The organism is Rhodococcus sp. UNC363MFTsu5.1 (assembly GCF_000686785.1).
GTDB lineage: Bacteria > Actinomycetota > Actinomycetes > Mycobacteriales > Mycobacteriaceae > Rhodococcus_G > Rhodococcus_G maanshanensis.
In genome coordinates this window covers 196,583-213,464 of record NZ_KK366015.1, presented here as the reverse complement: position 1 = coordinate 213,464, position 16,882 = coordinate 196,583, and the positions used below count along the sequence as shown (strand labels likewise).

Annotated in this window: 16 protein-coding genes; 5 read left to right on the top strand and 11 right to left on the bottom strand. The window is 68.6% G+C overall.

Annotated elements, in window-relative coordinates; genetic code table 11:
* Window positions 1-3: 3 nt before the first annotated feature.
* A complete protein-coding gene (locus BR31_RS0126125; RefSeq protein ID WP_027501314.1) occupies window positions 4-1,167 on the bottom strand; it encodes a steroid 3-ketoacyl-CoA thiolase in 1,164 nt (387 codons plus the stop codon).
* A 173-nt stretch (window positions 1,168-1,340) separates the two neighbouring features.
* Here BR31_RS0126125 and BR31_RS0126120 point away from each other — a divergent pair, with 173 nt between their 5' ends.
* A complete protein-coding gene (locus tag BR31_RS0126120) occupies window positions 1,341-2,594 on the top strand; it encodes a cytochrome P450 (RefSeq protein WP_027503521.1) in 1,254 nt (417 codons plus the stop codon).
* Between the two features lie 87 nt (window positions 2,595-2,681).
* On the opposite strand, the gene BR31_RS0126115 is transcribed toward BR31_RS0126120, so the two are convergent.
* From BR31_RS0126115 to BR31_RS0126090, 6 genes are all read right to left on the bottom strand, one after another.
* Window positions 2,682-3,284, bottom strand: coding sequence for a DUF459 domain-containing protein (locus BR31_RS0126115; protein WP_027503520.1), 603 nt, complete (start codon window positions 3,282-3,284; stop codon window positions 2,682-2,684).
* Between the two features lie 105 nt (window positions 3,285-3,389).
* A complete protein-coding gene (locus BR31_RS0126110) occupies window positions 3,390-3,809 on the bottom strand; it encodes a nuclear transport factor 2 family protein (RefSeq protein WP_027503519.1) in 420 nt (139 codons plus the stop codon).
* The gene (locus BR31_RS0126105; protein WP_027503518.1) at window positions 3,806-4,681 is read right to left on the bottom strand and encodes a TIGR03619 family F420-dependent LLM class oxidoreductase; all 876 of its coding nucleotides are present in this window, start codon (window positions 4,679-4,681) and stop codon (window positions 3,806-3,808) included. The genes BR31_RS0126110 and BR31_RS0126105 overlap by 4 nt, the downstream gene beginning before the upstream one ends.
* 12 nt (window positions 4,682-4,693) lie before the next feature.
* A complete protein-coding gene (locus tag BR31_RS0126100) occupies window positions 4,694-5,869 on the bottom strand; it encodes a thiolase domain-containing protein (protein ID WP_027503517.1) in 1,176 nt (391 codons plus the stop codon).
* Window positions 5,869-6,936: a thiolase domain-containing protein gene (locus tag BR31_RS0126095; RefSeq protein ID WP_027503516.1), complete on the bottom strand. Its 1,068-nt coding sequence runs from the start codon at window positions 6,934-6,936 to the stop codon at window positions 5,869-5,871. Before BR31_RS0126095 ends, BR31_RS0126100 begins: the two co-directional genes overlap by 1 nt.
* Before the next feature lie 14 nt (window positions 6,937-6,950).
* Window positions 6,951-7,922 carry a Zn-ribbon domain-containing OB-fold protein gene (locus tag BR31_RS0126090; protein ID WP_027503515.1) on the bottom strand — a complete coding sequence of 324 codons (972 nt, stop codon included), beginning with the start codon at window positions 7,920-7,922 and terminating at the stop codon, window positions 6,951-6,953.
* Between the two features lie 63 nt (window positions 7,923-7,985).
* Between BR31_RS0126090 and BR31_RS0126085 the strand changes: the two genes are divergently transcribed.
* Window positions 7,986-9,026, top strand: a complete 1,041-nt coding sequence (locus BR31_RS0126085) for an LLM class F420-dependent oxidoreductase (RefSeq protein WP_027503514.1) — start codon at window positions 7,986-7,988, stop codon at window positions 9,024-9,026.
* 75 nt (window positions 9,027-9,101) lie between these two features.
* Here BR31_RS0126085 and BR31_RS0126080 read toward each other — a convergent pair whose 3' ends face one another.
* Together BR31_RS0126080 and BR31_RS0126075 are read right to left on the bottom strand one after the other, a co-directional pair.
* Window positions 9,102-9,668: a nucleotidyltransferase family protein gene (locus tag BR31_RS0126080; protein ID WP_027503513.1), complete on the bottom strand. Its 567-nt coding sequence runs from the start codon at window positions 9,666-9,668 to the stop codon at window positions 9,102-9,104.
* A gap of 23 nt (window positions 9,669-9,691) precedes the next feature.
* Window positions 9,692-10,516, bottom strand: a complete 825-nt coding sequence (locus BR31_RS0126075; RefSeq protein ID WP_027503512.1) for a crotonase/enoyl-CoA hydratase family protein — start codon at window positions 10,514-10,516, stop codon at window positions 9,692-9,694.
* 78 nt (window positions 10,517-10,594) lie between these two features.
* Here BR31_RS0126075 and BR31_RS0126070 point away from each other — a divergent pair, with 78 nt between their 5' ends.
* From BR31_RS0126070 to BR31_RS0126060, 3 genes are all read left to right on the top strand, one after another.
* Window positions 10,595-12,241, top strand: a complete 1,647-nt coding sequence (locus tag BR31_RS0126070; protein WP_027503511.1) for an acyl-CoA synthetase — start codon at window positions 10,595-10,597, stop codon at window positions 12,239-12,241.
* Window positions 12,241-13,356: an NAD(P)H-dependent flavin oxidoreductase gene (locus tag BR31_RS0126065; protein ID WP_027503510.1), complete on the top strand. Its 1,116-nt coding sequence runs from the start codon at window positions 12,241-12,243 to the stop codon at window positions 13,354-13,356. Before BR31_RS0126070 ends, BR31_RS0126065 begins: the two co-directional genes overlap by 1 nt.
* A 229-nt stretch (window positions 13,357-13,585) precedes the next feature.
* Window positions 13,586-14,041, top strand: coding sequence for a carboxymuconolactone decarboxylase family protein (locus tag BR31_RS0126060; protein WP_027503509.1), 456 nt, complete (start codon window positions 13,586-13,588; stop codon window positions 14,039-14,041).
* A 65-nt stretch (window positions 14,042-14,106) separates the two neighbouring features.
* Here the strand turns inward: BR31_RS0126060 and BR31_RS0126055 are convergent, their stop codons facing one another.
* Together BR31_RS0126055 and BR31_RS0126050 are read right to left on the bottom strand one after the other, a co-directional pair.
* The gene (locus BR31_RS0126055) at window positions 14,107-15,729 is read right to left on the bottom strand and encodes a long-chain-fatty-acid--CoA ligase (protein WP_027503508.1); all 1,623 of its coding nucleotides are present in this window, start codon (window positions 15,727-15,729) and stop codon (window positions 14,107-14,109) included.
* A 15-nt stretch (window positions 15,730-15,744) separates the two neighbouring features.
* Entirely contained in the window at window positions 15,745-16,863 is a 1,119-nt protein-coding gene (locus BR31_RS0126050; protein ID WP_027503507.1) for an acyl-CoA dehydrogenase family protein, read from the bottom strand.
* Window positions 16,864-16,882 lie beyond the last annotated feature (19 nt).

Sequence of the window (16,882 nt, the reverse complement as noted above, 5' to 3'; positions counted from 1 at the left end):
GGATCAGATCCGCTCGATGATGGTGCCGGTGGCGAGCGCGCCGCCCGCGCACATCGAGATCAGCGCGGTCGAGGCGTCGCGGCGCTCGAGCTCGTGCAGGGCGGTGGTGATCAGGCGCGAACCGGTGCTGCCGACGGGATGGCCGAGCGCGAGCGCGCCGCCGTTGACGTTGACCTTGTCCATGTCCGGTCCGTGCACCTGGGCCCAGGACAGCGCGACGGAGGCGAAGGCCTCGTTGACCTCGAACAGGTCGAGGTCGCCGATCTTCATGCCGGCCTTCTCGAGCACCTTGGCGGTCGCCTGGACCGGGCCGTCGAGGTGGAACTCGGGCTCGGCGCCGACCAGCACCTGGGAGACGATCCGGGCGCGGGGCTTGAGGCCGAGGGCCTTGGCACGGTCGGAGTCCATCAGCAGCACCGCGGCGGCGCCGTCGGAGATCTGCGACGAGGTGCCCGCGGTGTGGATGCCGCCCTCGATGACCGGCTTGAGCTTGGCGAGGGACTCCGCGGTGGTGTCGCGCAGGCCCTGGTCGCGGGAGACGACCGTGGTCTCGGAGGTCGGCAGCTTGTCCTCGCCGATGACCGGCGCGGTCACGGGCAGCACCTCGCGGTCGAAGCGGCCCTCGGCCCACGCCTGCTTGGCCAGCGCCTGCGACCGGACGCCGAGCGCCTCGATGTCCTCGCGGGTCAGGCCGCGACGCTTCGCGATCCGCTCCGCCGCCTCGAACTGGGCGGGCAGGTCGATGTCCCACGACGCCGGGCGCCGCGGGCCGGCCTCGGTGCCGACGTTGGCGCCGAGCGGGACCTGGCTCATCTGCTCGACGCCGCAGGCGATGCCGACGTCGATGGCACCGGTCGCGATGAGTCCGGCGATCAGATGGTTGGCCTGCTGCGCGGAGCCGCACTGGCAGTCGATGGTGGTGGCGCCGACCTGCCACGGCAGACCCGCCGCCAGCCAGGCGGTGCGGGTGACGTTGTTGGACTGCGCGCCGGCCTGGGTGACGCAGCCGCCGATGACCTGCTCGACGATGGCGGGGTCGACGCCCGCCCGCTCGAGGATTCCGACCTGGACCGCACCGAGGGTCTCCGCCGCATGCAGGCCGGACAGCCATCCGCCTCGCTTGCCGATCGGGGTACGGACTGCCTCGACGATAACTGGTGTGCCCACGGCGGGCTCCTTTCAACGTGTCTACAAAAAGTAGAACAGGTTCTCCCCATTGAGCAAGGAGAATGGGCCCAGTTCTTTGCCTAGTCTTTCCCCCAACGAAGCTCTATGCTTCAATCTTTGTAGAACGTGTTCCACATCACGCGCGGCGCCGATCGCGATGGCAGGAGACAACAGTGGCACAGCCCAACATTCCCGCGGGATTCGACTTTACGGACCCCGATATCTACGCGCACCGGCTGCCGGTGGAAGAACTCGCCGAGGTCCGCAAGGCCGAGCCGGTGTTCTGGGTCGAGCAGCCCGACGGTGTCGGCGGGTTCAACGACGGTGGCTACTGGCTGGTCACCCGGCACGAGGACATCCGCGACGTGTCGATGCGCAGCGACGTGTTCTCCACCTGGGAGAACACCGCCATCCCGCGCTTCGCCGACGACATGCAGCGTGAGCAGATCGAGCTCCAGCGCTTCGTGCTCCTGAACAAGGACGCGCCGGAGCACACCAAGCTGCGCAAGCTGGTCTCCCGTGGCTTCACCCCCCGCGCGATCAACGGCATCAAGGAAGAGCTGCGGGACCGCGCGGAGGCCATCGTCAAGGCCGCCGCCGCCGAGGGCAGCGGCGACTTCGTCACCCAGGTCGCGGCCGAGCTGCCGCTGCAGGCCATCGCCGAGCTGATCGGTGTGCCGCAGGAGGACCGGGGCAAGGTCTTCGAGTGGTCCAACCAGATGACCTCGTACGACGACCCCGAGTTCGCCGACATCGATCCGGCCGCCGCGTCGATGGAGATCCTCGGGTACGCGTACCAGATGGCCGAGGCCCGCAAGGAGAACCCGGCCGACGACCTCGTCACCACTCTCATCGAGGCGGACGTCGACGGCGACGTGCTCAGCCCGGAGGAGTTCGGCTTCTTCGTGATCGTGCTCGCGGTGGCCGGTAACGAGACCACCCGCAACGCCACCACGCACGGCATGAAGGCCTTCATGGACAACCCCGAGCAGTGGGAGCTGTACAAGAAGGAGCGGCCGAAGACCACGGCCGACGAGATCATCCGCTGGGCCACCCCGGTCGCCGCCTTCCAGCGCACCGCGCTCGAGGACACCGAGATCGGCGGTGTGGCGATCAAGAAGGGCCAGCGCGTGGTGATGAACTACGTGTCGGCGAACTTCGACGAGGAGGTGTTCGAGAACCCGGAGAAGTTCGACATCCTGCGCGACCCGAACCCGCACCTGTCGTTCGGCGGCACGGGCGCCCACTACTGCCTCGGTGCCAACCTGGCGCGCATGGAGATCGACCTGATCTTCAACGCGATCGCGGATTTCCTGCCGGACATCGTCGAGGCCGGCGAGACCCGTCGACTGCGCTCCGGCTGGCTCAACGGCATCAAGGAGTACCAGGTCGACTACAAGACCGGCGGTTGCCCGGTCGCCCACTAGGGCGGTCGATCCACCAGCACCATCCGGCAGCGCCGGCGCGGTCACCGCGCCGGTGCTGCCGTTTTCGTTCCAGGTCGGCCGGTGGCCTCAGCCGCGCAGCCAGTTGTCCCATGCGGGCGCCACCAGTTCGAACAGGGCCGTGTAGCCGGCGGACCGCGGGTGGGCGCCGTCGCCATCGCGCACCTGCTGACGCCAGACGTTGTGGTTCTCCAGTGCGGTGAACACGTCGACGAAGGCGCAGCCGCGTTCCTCGCAGACCTCGCGAAAATCATTGTTGAGCATGAGGATCCGGTGGTTGTGCGCCGCGTCGTGTACGGGCGGCGGGCCGACGAAGAGGACCGGCGCGTCCCCGGCGACGTCCAGGCAGTGGGTCAGATTCGCCCGCGAGGTGTCGGCCGGGACCCGACGGCCGCCATCCGTGGCGGTCGCATCGTTGACCCCGAACGAGAACACCAGACGCAGCTCCGTGTCCGCGGGCCTGCGGCGCTCGACCTCCTCGCGTAGCCGTGCTCGGATGTCGGTCGAGGTGTCGCGTCGGATCCCCAGGTTGTAGCCGGTGGCCGGTCTTCCCGCCTGCGCGCTGCGGGCCAGTAGCCGGCCGGTCCAGCCGAGCGCGGTCTCGTCGCCGACGCCCGCGACGAAAGAGTCGCCGACGAAACAGATCCGGAGATCCTCCGATTGCCACTGCACTGAATGTCGTCCTTCCGATCGGCTGCGGTCGGACCCACCCTGCCGTGAAACGAGAAGGACCGCACCTCGATTTACGAGGTGCGGTCCTTCCTGCGTTCGTGCGAACTACAGCTTGACGAGCGTCTTCATCGCCCGGTCGACCTCCCAGAAGGCCCGAATCGACTGCAGCTTGCCCTCGTCGTTCACCCGGTAGATGAACACGCCCTCGGCATCGATCTGGTTTCCAGCCACGACGGACCGGATGCTGCCGATGTAGACCATCTCGTCACCGCACTGCAGGGTGTCCCTGATGTCGAAGGTCAGCGACTCGGTGGTCGCGATGGTCATGTCGTAGAAGCGGGCGATGGCCTCCCGGCCATGGTGACCCTTGCCCTCGGGGTCGAAACCCGAAGGGCCGACAGGGTCCTCGACCCAGCCGTCCTCCGCGAACAGCGCCAGCCACTCCTCCTTGCGCTTGCCGCTCGCGGCGGCCTGGGACGCGCGCGAGGCGATCCGGACGGGGTGCTCCGTCGCGGTATCGGTCATGACGCACCTCCCGCGATGTGGTCGGCCGCGAACTTGCGCAACGAGTCCTGCTTCGCCTCGAGCGGGCCGTCGAAGGGCACGCCGTCGAAGATCCACGGCACCACGATGGAATCGGTGATGCCCGCGTCGGCGAGCTCGGCATAGCCGTCCTTGCCGAAGCGATCGATGCACACGGCCTGCATCTCGAAAGGCTCATCGGCACGGCCGTATTCGGCCCGCAGATCATCGAGCTTGCGCTTGGTCTCGACGAGGTCCTTGAACTTCATCATTGCCGAGGTCCAGCCGTCGCCGACCCGGGCCGCCCGGCGCAGCGCCACGTCGGTGTGTCCGCCGACGTAGAACGGCACCGGCTTGCTCGGCGCGGGGCTGATCTGCAGCCGGTCGAAATCGTAGAACTCGCCGTGGAACTCGACCATGCCGCCCGCGAGCGTCAACTTGATGATCTCGATCATCTCGTCGACGCGGGCGCCGCGCTTCTTGAACGGCACGCCGCACCACTCGAACTCCTCCGGTGCCCAGCCGATCCCGACGCCGAAACCGAACCGGTTCCCGGTCAGGTTCGCCACCGACCCGACCTGCCGCGCGAGCAGCAGCGGGTTCCGCGACCCCAGCTTCAGCACGTTCGTGTAGAAGCCGATGGTGGAGGTGGCCGCGCCCAGCGCCGCCGCGGCGATCAGCGGATCCACCCACGGGGTCTCGGCGTTCCACATCCGGGAGCCGTCGGGGGTGTACGGGTAGTCGGCCGCCGCCGTCTCCATGTAGAACAGCGAGTCCGGCAAGGCGATATTGGCGAACCCGCACTCCTCGGCGGTCTGTGCGAGCGGGATGAGCTGATCGAGCGGGCTCATCGCGATTCCGACGGTGAACTTCACGGCGCGTCCCTTCTAGTTGGTCGGGCGGTCGGTACCGACCACCCACATCGCGAAGTACTGCGAGCCACCGCCGTACGCATGACCGAAGGCCTTGCGTGCGCCGTCGACCTGGTGGTCACCGGCCCGCTCCATCACCTGCATCGCGGACTCGGCATAGCGGATCATGCCGGAGGCGCCGATCGGGTTCGACGAGAGCACGCCGCCCGACGCGTTGACCGGCATCTGCCCGCCGATGGCGGTCTCGCCTGCCTCGGTGAACTTCCAGCCCTGGCCCTCCGGCACGAAGCCGAGGTTCTCCAGCCACATCGGCTCGAACCAGGAGAACGGCACGTAGATCTCGGCCTCGTCGATCTCGGTGAGCGGATCGGTGATGCCCGCGGCCTTCCACAGCGCGGCCGCGGCGTCCCGGCCTGCCTGCGGGTTCGCGACGTTGCGGCCCGCGTACGCCAGCGGCTCGGTGCGCATCGCGGTCGCGTGGATCCATGCGACCTTGCGGCCCTCGGAGAGGATCTCCTTTGCCGCGTCCTCGTTGCCGATGACGATCGCGCAGGCGCCGTCCGACGACGGGCAGGTCTCGTCGTAACGGATGGGGTCCCAGAGCATCTGGGACGCCTGCACCGACTCGACGGTGATGTCGGCCTGCTTGAGGTGCGCGTACGGGTTCATCGCGCCGTTGCGGCGGTCCTTGACGGCGACCATCGCACCGATGTGGTCGGGAGCGCCCGATCGGCGGATGTACGAGCGCACGTGCGGTGCGAAGAAGCCGCCCGCGCCCGCGCCGACCGGCATCGTGAACGGCACCGGCGTGGACAGCGCCCACATCGCGTTGGACTCGGACTGCTTCTCCCACGACACGGCGAGCACTCGCTTGTGGACGCCGGACTGCACCAGGCTGGTCGCGACATTGCCGGTCGAGGCGCCGACCGACCCGGCGGTGTGCACGCGCAGCAGCGGCTTGCCGTTGGCGCCCAACGCATCCGACATCGCGAGCTCCGGCATCATCGACCCCTCGAACAGGTCGGGGGCCTTGCCGATCACGATGGCGTCGATGTCGTCCCAGCCGACGTGGGCGTCGGCCATCGCGCGGTCGACTGCCTCGCGGATCATGCCGGCCATCGTGACGTCGTGGCGCTTGGCGACGTAGTAGGTCTGGCCTGTGCCGAGGACGGCTGCCAATTGCTTCGCCATCAGTTGTTGCGTCCTTCCATGACTGCGACCAGGTTCTGCTGCAGCACAGGGCCACTGGTGGCGTGGGCGAGGGTGCGCTGCGCGTCACCGCTCATGATCTTCCGTGCCGCGTAGCCGATGCGCTCGAGGCCGCCGGAGAACATCGGGTTGCCGGTCAGCGGACCGCCCGACGGGTTGATCGTGGTGGCATCGGTCAGCCCGATCGCCTCGCGCAGGATGATCTCCTGATGCGTGAACGGGGCGTGCAGCTCGGCGACGTCGATGTTCGAGACCTCACCACCGGTCGCGGCGCGGGCGGCGGCCGCGGTCGACGGCGACGTGGTCAGGTCACGCGATCCGATGACGGGGGAGTCGATCCGATGCTCGATACCGGTGATCCACGCGGGCCGCTCACACAGCTCGCGGGCGCGGTCGCCGCGGGCCAGGATGATCGCGGCCGCACCGTCGGTGATCGGCGCGCAGTCGTGCGCGCGCAGCGGGTCCGCGACGTACTCGGACGCCAGCAGGGTCTCGATGTCGACGTCGCCGGAGAGCTGCGCGTCCGGGTTGCTCTTGGCGGCGGCGCGGCTGCGCTTGGCGATCTGCGCCATGTCCTCGGCCGTCCACTTGCCCGACTCGAGCCCGAGCCGGGCCTGCAGGCCTGCCATCGAGACGGAGTCCGGCCACAACGGGGCGACCAGGTACGGGTCGGTCTGCATCGCGAGGATCTGCCGCAGGTTGCCTGCGGAGGACTTGCCGAAGCCGTACACCAGCGCGGTGTCGACCTCGCCGGTCATGATCTTGACCCAGGCCTCGTACAGCGCCCAGGCGGCGTCCATCTCGACGTGCGACTCGTTGATCGGCGGCACGGCGCCGATCGAGTCGATCGCGGAGATGAACGAGAACGAGCGTCCGGCCAGGTAGTCGGACGATCCCGAGCACCAGAAGCCGATGTCGGACTTGGTGATTCCCAGCTCGGAGTACAACTGCTGGAAGCAGGGGACGAGCATCTCGACACCGTTGGTGGTGCCGGTGGTCTCGCGCACATGGGGGGCCTGTGCGAAGCCGACGACTGCAATGTCTGTCATGGTCTTTTCGGCTCCTATAGGTGGTGCTTGTAGGTGTCGTAGTCCGCGTCCGGCTCACCGCTGGGACGGAAATGGGAGACGTTCCGGAGTGAGTACACCCACTCCTCCTTCGGCCGCCAGACGGCCTCGACGCGCATGCCCATCCGGACCTCGGCGGGATCGACCTCGAGGATCAGGTGCAGGAACGGGATGTCCGCGCCGTCGAGCAGGACATAGGCCGCGACATACGGGGGCTTGATCGACTGGCCCAGGAACGGGACGTTGACGATGCAGAAGGTCGTGATGACGCCCTTGTCGGACACCTCGACCTGCTCCTTGGTCGGCATGCCGTCGGTCGGGTTGGCGCCGCGCGGCGGCACGTAGACCTTGCCGTTCGCGTCGGTGCGGCCACCGATGATCTTGCCCTCCATCAGGCCGAGGAGGTAGTAGGTCTCCTCGAACGAGGCGGTGTGCGTGTAGTGCAGGTCGATCGGGGTGACGATGTCGGTGACGGGCTCGCCTGCGGACGGCGCCGGGGTCGACTCGCTCTCGCCGGGTTCGAAGCACGCGATGTCGCGGATGTGCCCGGTGCGCTCGTCGGCCCAGCGGACCCGCACGCGCATACCGGTGCTCATCGCGTCCGCCGATCCGGCGTCGACGGCGTGCAGGATCGACGTGTCGGCGCCGTCCAGCTTGACCAGCGCCCACGCGAACGGGTGGCTCAGCGGCTGACCCTCGATGGGATCGGGCATCCACGTCCAGCTGACGACCGTGCCGGTGTCCGAGACGTCGACGAAGTCGGTCATCGGCTCGTGGGTGGTGGGATCGAACTCCGTCGGCGGCACGTGGACGCGACCATCGGAGCCACGGGCGCCCACGACCCTTCGGTCGCGTAGGCCGGTGACGAACGCTCCGATGGTCGGTCCAACGGACCGCGTGTAGTCGAATTTGAGATTTAGTGGTGCCCTCAGGGGCTGCTCGGCCACTTGGGTCTTTTCAGGGGTCACAAAGTCGAGTAGAACAGGTTCTTATTCCACTGGCAATAGTCACTGTTGAACTGGAGGATTTTCGTGAAGCTTGGGTTGCAACTCGGATACTGGGGCGCGCAGCCCCCCGCCAACGCCCAGGAGTTGGTGACCGAGGCCGATACGGCGGGATTCGATGCGGTCTTCTCGGCCGAGTCCTGGGGCAACGACGCGTTCACCCCGTTGGCCTGGTGGGGCTCGAGCACCGAGCGGATCCGGCTCGGCACCTCGGTGGCGCAGCTGTCCGCAAGGACGCCCACCGGCGCCGCGATGCACGCGCTGACCCTCGACCACCTCTCCGGTGGCCGTGCGATCCTCGGCCTCGGCGTCTCCGGGCCGCAGGTCGTCGAGGGCTGGTACGGACAGCCCTTCCCGAAGCCGCTGGCGCGCACAAGGGAGTACGTCTCGATCGTGCGACAGGTGCTCGCGAGGGAGGCGCCGGTGACCAACGACGGCCCGCACTACCCGCTGCCGTTCCAGGGCGAGGGGGGCATGGGCCTCGGCAAGCCGCTCAAGCCGATCACCCATCCGCTGCGCGCTGACCTGCCGATCTGGCTCGGTGCGGAGGGGCCGAAGAACGTCGCGCTGACCGCCGAGATCGCCGACGGCTGGCTGGCGATCTACTACACCCCGCGCCTGGCGCCGATGTACAACGAATGGCTCGACGAGGGCTTCGCGCGCCCCGGCGCCCGGCGCAGCCGCGAGGACTTCGAGATCGCGGCCACCTGCCAGGTCGTCATCACCGACGACCGGGCGGCCGAGATCGCGAAGCTCAAGCCGATCACCGCGCTCTACGTCGGCGGGATGGGCGCCCCCGAGCTGAACTTCCACGCCCAGGTGTACACCCGGATGGGCTACGGCGAAGAGGTCAAGGAGATCGGCAAGCTGTTCCTGTCGGGCCGCAAGGAGGAGGCGGCCGCGATCGTCCCGGACCAGATGGTCACCGACACGATGATCATCGGCAACGTCGACGAGGTGCGGACCCAGGTCAAGCAGTGGGAGGAAGCCGGCGTCACCATGCTGTTGGTGACCTGTCGGAACGTCGAGCACATGCGCCAGCTCGCGGCGGCGGTCAACCCGGCCTGATGTGAGTGGAACACGTTTCAGGATCGGGCCCCTGGTCGCCGAATCGGCAACCAGGGGCCCGATCCGTGGGACGGGTCAGCTGGTGTCTCGATCCTCCCCGGTCGCCAAGTCGCCGCAGTCGACTCGTCGCACGCGACCGGCGTGCTCGCGAAGGTAGGGGAGGGCGCCCTCGTCGCCCGCCGCCGTTGCCGCCACCGCGGCCCAGTGAGCGCGGGCCATCACGACGGGATGACCGGGGCTGGCCCCGTAGTGGGCCCGCGCGAGCCCGCTCTCGGTGGCGGCCGCGGCGGCGATGACCCGGGCGACGGCATCGGCGTGCACGTCCGGTAGGTCGACCAGGTGGATGGCGGCGTAGTCCGCGCCCGGGTCGGCGGAGGCGGCCGTGAGGCCTGCCCGCAGCGAGGCGCCGACCCCCTCGCGCCAGTCGGGTGCGTACACGATCTCCGCGCCGTGTGGCACCTCGGTGTCCGCCGCGCCGAGCACGACGATGACCCGGGAGCAGCCCCCGCCCCGCAGCGCCGCGACAGCGGTGCGCAACCAAGCGCCCTGATGCGCCAAGACCTTTGGCATGCCGTACCGGCTGCCCTGGCCCGCGGCAAGCAAAACCCCGACGACCCGGTGCTGTGTCGTCGGGGTTTGCATGTCGTTGCAGGGGAGGCCGGTCGCTACTTGCCCTGGAACTTCGGGGCGCGCTTCTCGGCGAACGAGCGCGGACCCTCCTTGGCGTCGTCGCTCTTGAACACCTCGGCACCGATCTCGGCTTCGAGCTTGAAGGCCTCTTCCTCGTGCATGCCCTCGGTGACGCGAATGGTCTTGAGGATCGCCTGGACGGCGATCGGGCCGTTGGCGGCGATCGCGTCGGCGATCTCGAGCGCCTTGGTCAGCGCCTGTCCGTCCGGGACGACATGGCCGATCAGGCCGAGTTCCTTGGCCTCGGGCGCGGGGACGTTCCTGCCGGTGAGCAGGATCTCGGCGGCGACGGTGTAGGGGATCTGGCGGACGAGGCGGACCGCGGAACCGCCGAGCGGGAACAGTCCCAGCCGCGCCTCGGAGACGCCGAACTTGGCGCCCTCGCCTGCGACCCGGATATCGGTGCCCTGCAGGATCTCGGTGCCACCTGCGATGGCCGCGCCCTCGACCGCGGCGATCAGCGGCTTGGTCAGCCGGCGGCCCTTGAGCAGCGCGGGCAGCTTGGTCAGGTCCATGGTGCCCTTGGCGAACGTGTCGCCGGGGGCGTTCTTGTTCATCGCCTTGAGGTCCATGCCCGCGCAGAACGTGCCACCGGCGCCGGTCAGGATCGCGACCCGGATGTCGGGATCATTGTCGACCTGGTCCCAGGCCTCGGTCATGATCGCCATCATCTCGCCCGACAGGGCGTTGCGGGCCTCGGGGCGGTTCATCGTCACGATGAGGACGTGACCGCGCTTCTCGACGAGGCAGTGCGGGGACTGTTCCGAAATGTCGGAAATCTCGGCTGTGGTGGAGGACACTCTCGGCTCCCGATATCGTGTGAGTTGAGTCTCAAACTGGCTCTTGCCAGAAACGGTAACACGTTCTACTTTATGGGCGTGGCCCTAAATATCGCAGACTTCGTCGAGCACTCCATTGACCTGAATCCGGAGCGGGTGGCGCTGCTGGACAGCGACCGCGAGATCACCTATGCGCAGCTGGAGGAGCGGACCAACCGTCTCGCGCATTACCTGCAGGATCACGGTGTCAAGCCGGGTGACAAGGTGGGCATCTACAGCCGTAACACCATCGAGGCCATCGAGGCCATGGTCGCGGTGTTCAAGGCCCGCGCTGTGATGGTCAACGTGAACTACCGCTACGTCGAGAACGAGTTGCAGTACATCTTCGAGAACTCGGACATGGCCGCGCTCATCGTCGAGCGCCGGTACGCGGACAAGGTGGCCAACGTGCTGCCGAACACGCCGCTGGTCAAGTCTGTTGTCGTCGTCGAGGACGGCACCGACCTGGACTACGCCTCCTTCGGCGGTGTCGAGTACGAGCAGGCGCTGTCCGAGGGTTCGCCGGAACGTGACTTCGGCGAGCGCAGCCCCGACGACATCTTCATGCTCTACACCGGCGGCACCACCGGTATGCCGAAGGGCGTCATGTGGCGTCACGAGGACTGGTGGCGCGTGCTCGGCGGCGGCACCAACTTCGTCACCGGTGAGCGTGTCGAGGACGAGTGGGAACTCGCGAAGGTCGGCGCCGCCAACCCCGCGATGGTGCGCTTCCCCATCCCCCCGATGATCCACGGCGGCTCGCAGTCCGCGGTGTTCCACAGCCTCTTCGGCGGCGGCACCCTTGTCATGCACCCCGAGTTCGACGGCCACGCGGTGTGGCAGGTCATCGACCGCCACAAGGTCAACCTCATCTTCATCACCGGTGACGCGATGGCCCGGCCGATGCTCGACGCGCTGAAGGCGGGCAACCCGGAAACCGGTGAGCCGTACGACCTGTCGAGCCTGTACGTCATGGCCTCCAGCGCCGCCCTGTTCTCGCCCGCGCTCAAGGACGAGTTCCTCGACCTGCTGCCGAACCGGTACATCACCGACTCCATCGGCTCCTCCGAGACCGGCTTCGGCGGCCTGGCCGCAGTGACCAAGGGCGCCACCCACACGGGCGGTCCCCGAGTGAAGATCGACGCCGCGACGGTCGTGCTCGACGACGAGGGCAACGTGGTCGAGGCAGGCTCGGGCAAGGTCGGCGTGCTCGCCCGGCACGGTCACATCCCGCTCGGCTACTACAAGGACGAGAAGAAGACCGCCGAGACCTTCAAGGTCTACAACGGTGTTCGCTACTCGATCCCCGGTGACTACGCGACCGTCGAGGAAGACGGCACCGTCACCATGCTGGGCCGCGGCTCGGTCTCGATCAACAGCGGCGGCGAGAAGATCTACCCGGAGGAGGTCGAGGGCGCGATCAAGACGCATCCCGACGTCTTCGACACCCTCGTCGTCGGTGTCCCGGACGAGCGCTTCGGTCAGCGGGTCGCCGCGGTCGTCGCCACCCGCGACGGCGCTCGCCCGAGCATGAACGACATCGTGGCCGCTGCCCGCAAGGAGATCGCCGGCTACAAGGTCCCGCGCAGCGTGTGGTTCGTCGACGAGATCAAGCGTTCGCCCGCGGGCAAGCCCGACTACAAGTGGGCCAAGGCGCAGACCGAAGAGCGCGAGGCCGACGACCACCTCTCCAACGGAAACTCCTGATGCACAACGCTCTCGCCGAGAAGTTCGGCATCCAGTACCCGATCTTCGCCTTCACCCCGTCCGAGCACGTGGCGGCGGCTGTGTCGCGGGCAGGCGGACTCGGTGTGCTCGGCTGCGTGCGCTTCAACGATCCCGAGGAGCTCGAGGCCACCCTCACCTGGATGGACGAGAACACCGACGGCAAGCCGTACGGCGTCGACATCGTGATGCCTGCGAAGGTGCCGACCGAGGGTGCGGCCGTCGACCTGGACAAGCTGATCCCCGCGGAGCATCGCGCGTTCGTCGACCGCACGCTCGACGAGCTCGGGGTGCCGCCGCTCTCCGATGACGTCGAGCACGCCACCGGCGTGCTGGGGTGGCTGCACTCTGTGGCAAGGGCACAGGTCGATGTCGCGCTCAAGCACCGTCCGGCGCTCATCGCGAACGCGCTCGGGTCGCCGCCGAAGGACATCATCGACGAGGCGCATGCGCACGGCGTTCCAGTCGCGGCACTGGCCGGCGCGGTCGGTCACGCGCTGAGCCACGTGGCCAACGGTGTCGACATCGTCATCGCCCAGGGTTACGAGGCAGGCGGCCACACCGGTGAGATCGCCTCCATGGTCCTGGTGCCCGAGATCGTCGACGCGGTGGGCGATTCCGCCACCGTGCTGGCCGCGGGCGGCATCGGCAGCGGTCGGCAGATCGCCGCCGCGCTCAGCCTGGGCGCCTCGGGCGTGTGGATGGGTTCGTACTGGCTCACCGCTGCGGAGTACAAGCTGGGCAGTGCGTCGGGGGAGGGCCCGTCGGCCATCCAGCGCGCCCTGCTCGACGCGAGCTCCTCGGACACCGTCCGCTCGCGGATCTACTCGGGTAAGCCGGCGCGGTTGCTCAAGACCAAGTGGACCGAAGCCTGGTCCAAGCCGGGCGCGCCCGACGCGCTGCCGATGCCGCTGCAGAACCTGCTGGTCGCGGAGGCACACCAGCGGATCGTCGCCTCGGAGAACCCCGAGGTGGTCGCGATGCCCGCCGGTCAGATCGTCGGGCGGATGAACGAGATCCGGCCGGTCGCGGATTCGATGGCCGACCTGGTCGCCGAGTTCGAGGCGACCGTCGCGCGACTGAACAAGCTCAAGTAGGGCGCAGCCGACGAGCTGCGGAAGCTAGGCCACACGCGAAGGCCGGGTACGAACCTCGTACCCGGCCTTCGCGTTGTCCGTGCGGGACCCTCCGACCCTCCCGAACCCGGGTCGGAAAACTGATCCCGCCAACCTGTCACATTCTCTCCTCGCGGTCCGTCATAGCTGTGACGGACCACATCGTTGGACACGAAGTTCGTTCCACACGAACGACTCTGGAGGAGCAGCTATGAAGGCACGAATGGGCAACCCGGCAATGATCGTTCCCGGCGCGATGGACGCCCTGCTCGCGCTCGGCAAGGCGAGTGCGAAGGGTGGTGTGCCAGAGACGACGCACACCCTGGTCCACCTGCGGGCGAGCCAGATCAACGGCTGCAGTGTCTGCGTCGACATGCACGCGCGCGACCTGAAGAAGGCGGGCGAGTCGGACGAGCGGGTGTTCGCGGTCGGTGCGTGGCGCGAGACGCCCTACTACACCGACGCCGAGCGCGCGGCGCTGGCGCTCGCGGAGGCCGTCACCCGGCTCAGCGATCGGTCGGACGCGGTGCCGGACGAGCTGTGGGACGAGGTCGCCGATCACTACGACGAGGCGCAGATCGCGTCGCTGATCATGTCGATCGCGACGGTCAACCTCTGGAATCGCCTGAACGCCGCCACCCGTCAGGTGGCGGGCGCGGCGTGGTGAGGACCCCCGGCCGGTGAACGATGTCGGGCGGCGCGCTGACCGCGCCGCCCGACATCGCGCCGTGTCTAGGAGTTCAGCTCGGCGTCGAGCTTGGCCCGCAATTCCGGGGTGACGGGTTCGAACTCGGTTCCACCGGGCGCGCGATACCAGACCGGGTCGGCGCAGTGCCAGCGCTCGGCGCTGAGGGTGCGTCCGAGGACCTTGTAGGTGGCGGTACGGGGCAGGTCGGTGCAGACCCGGACGAAGCTCGGCAGCTGCTTCGGTCCCAGATCCTGTTGAGCGCCGAGGAATCGGGCGAACTCGGCGACGTCGAGGCCGTCCGGCGCCACGAGCGCGACGGCCACCCGGTCGCCGACCTCCGGGTCGGGAACCCCGTACGCGGCGACCTCACCGACCCGGGGATGCCTGCTGAGGATCTGCTCGATGGGCGCGGTGCCGAGGTTCTCGCCGTCGACCCGCATCCAGCCGGAGCTGCGGCCGGCGAAGTACACGAAGCCCTCGGTGTCCCGGTAACCCAGGTCGCCGCTCCAGTACTGGCCGTTCCGCACCCGCTCGGCCTCGGCCTCGGGGTTCTTGTAGTACCCGGCGAAGCTCCCGGTGCCCGCGGTGTTCACCAGCTCGCCGGTCGCGACGTCCGCATTGACGATCCGCCCGGCGGCGTCGAACTCCGCGGCGGGGCACCGAACCCCGGTGTCCGGGTCGAGCACCTCGATCCCGGGCGGGAGCAACCCGAGGGCGCCGACGGGGGTGCCAGGGCTCCGCGGGATCAGCACGCCGCCCTCGGTGGAACCGAACCCGTCGACCACCCGGACGTCGAACCGGCGCCCGAACTCGGCGATCGAGGACGGGGATCCCTCGTTGCCGTAGAGCACCTTGAGCGGGTTGTCCGCGTCGTCCGCCCTCTCGGGGGTGGCCAACACGTAGGCGAGGGGCTTGCCGACGTAGTGCGCATAGGTGGCGCCGAATCGCCGGACGTCCGGGATGAACTGGGACGCGGAGAACTTGCGGCGCAGTGCGAGATTTGCGCCGACGGCGACGGCGACCGCCCAACAGGCCATCACCGCACCGGAGTGGAACATCGGCATCGAGATGTAGGCGGTGTCCGCGGCGGACAGTCCGAACCGTTCGGCGAGCATGATGCCCGGCCCGGCCACCATGCGATGGGTCACCCGGACCGCCTTCGGATTCCCACTGGTTCCCGAGGTGAAGATCAGCATGAACAGGTCGTCACCCGCTGGTGCGGGCGACGGTTCGGCGCTGCCACGGTGCGTGGCAAGCAGATCCGACCACTCGTGGCCGTCGATGGTGAGGACACGGACGCCGCCGAGATCGAGGCCGTCGAGCAGGGCGAGACGCTCGGTGTCGGTGACCACCACCTGGCAGTCGGCGCGTGCGATGTCGCCGGCCAGCGCCTCACCGCGTCGGGTGGTGTTCAGGCCAACCACGACCGATCCGCCCAGCGCAGCGGCGCCGAGCAGGAGAGAGAACTCCGGCACGTTGTCCAGCAGCACCCCGACGTGTCGGGGTGCTGCCGGGTCGAACAGGGCCGCCAGGCCCGCCGCCAGGCCGGCGCTGAGCGCGACGTGTTCGGACCACGGAATCCTCTTGTCCTCGAAGAGAATTCCGTGGTCGTCCTCGTCTCGGAGCCGGAGCAACAGATCGGTGACGGTGGGCATCGCGGTCGTCATGTGTGCAGCCTAGGGTCAGGCAGGCACGTCGGCGAGGATCTGTCCCAGCCTGCGCAACTGCTCGGTGGCCGAGCCGAGCGCGAACTCGTTGTGCTTGGCCGCAAGGAAGTACCGGTGCACCGGGTGGTCGCGGTCGAGACCGACACCACCGTGGATGTGGATCACGGTGTGCGCGACGCGGTGGCCCGCATCGGCCGCCCAGAACTTCGCGGTCCGGATCTCCTCCTCGGCGGGCAGGTTCTCACCGAGCCGCCATGCGGCCTGCCACAGCGTGGACCGGACAGCCTTGACGTCGATGAAGGCGTCGGCCAGGCGCTGGGCCACTGCCTGGAAGCTGCCGATCGGGCGGTCGAACTGGACCCGCTCGCGGGCGTACTCCGCGACCAGTTCCAGGGCCCGCTCCAGGGTGCCGAGCTGGGTCGCGGTCAGCGCGACCGCGGCGCGGGCCAGGATCGAGTCGACGATCTCGGCGCCGCGCTCGGTGCCGCCGAGAACCTGGTCGGCGCCGACGACGGCCCCGGACAGTTCCACGAGCGACTCGGCGCTGTAGTCGGTGGTGATCTGGCGCTCGACGCGCACGCCCGGGTTGGACGGCTCGACCAGGAAGACCGCGACGCCCTCCGGGGTGGTCGCAGGCACCAGGATGACGTCCGCGAAGGCGGCGGCGGGCACGGTGATCTTGGTGCCGGTGATCGACCAGCCGTCGGCGGTGCGCTCGGCGCGGGTGACCGGCTGGGCGGGATCGAGGTTGAGTTCCTCGGCGAGCGCGACGGTGAGGACGACCTCGCCTGCGCCTGCCCGCTGGGCCAGGTCGCGCTGCGCTTCGTCGCCGTACTCGGCCAGCGCGGACGCGGCCAATACGATCGAGCTCAGGTACGGCACGGGGGAGAGAGTGCGGCCGAGCTCCAGCAGCACGCTGCTCTGCTCGAGGATGCCGAACCCGCCCCCGCCGACCGTTTCGGGGAGCGCCGCGGCGAGCACTCCCGCGTCGGCGAGCGCCTGCCAGAGCTTGTCGTCGAAACGGTCCTCGGCGGCATCGAGCTCGCGGAGGCGGTCGTTGGTGGTCAGCTTCTCGGCGATGCTCCGGGTCAGCTGTTCGAGGTCCTGCTGGGCCTCGGTACGTGTGAAGTCCATCGGAAGTCCTTGGGTACGT

Coding starts and splice junctions, on each gene's coding strand:
- BR31_RS0126065 (WP_027503510.1), top strand. CDS start 12,241: ATGCACAACGCTCTCGCCGAGAAGTTCGGCATCCAGTACCCGATCTTC.
- BR31_RS0126055 (WP_027503508.1), bottom strand. CDS start 15,729: ATGACGACCGCGATGCCCACCGTCACCGATCTGTTGCTCCGGCTCCGA.
- BR31_RS0126080 (WP_027503513.1), bottom strand. CDS start 9,668: ATGCAAACCCCGACGACACAGCACCGGGTCGTCGGGGTTTTGCTTGCC.
- BR31_RS0126095 (WP_027503516.1), bottom strand. CDS start 6,936: ATGACAGACATTGCAGTCGTCGGCTTCGCACAGGCCCCCCATGTGCGC.
- BR31_RS0126060 (WP_027503509.1), top strand. CDS start 13,586: ATGAAGGCACGAATGGGCAACCCGGCAATGATCGTTCCCGGCGCGATG.
- BR31_RS0126050 (WP_027503507.1), bottom strand. CDS start 16,863: ATGGACTTCACACGTACCGAGGCCCAGCAGGACCTCGAACAGCTGACC.
- BR31_RS0126100 (WP_027503517.1), bottom strand. CDS start 5,869: ATGGCGAAGCAATTGGCAGCCGTCCTCGGCACAGGCCAGACCTACTAC.
- BR31_RS0126110 (WP_027503519.1), bottom strand. CDS start 3,809: ATGACCGATACCGCGACGGAGCACCCCGTCCGGATCGCCTCGCGCGCG.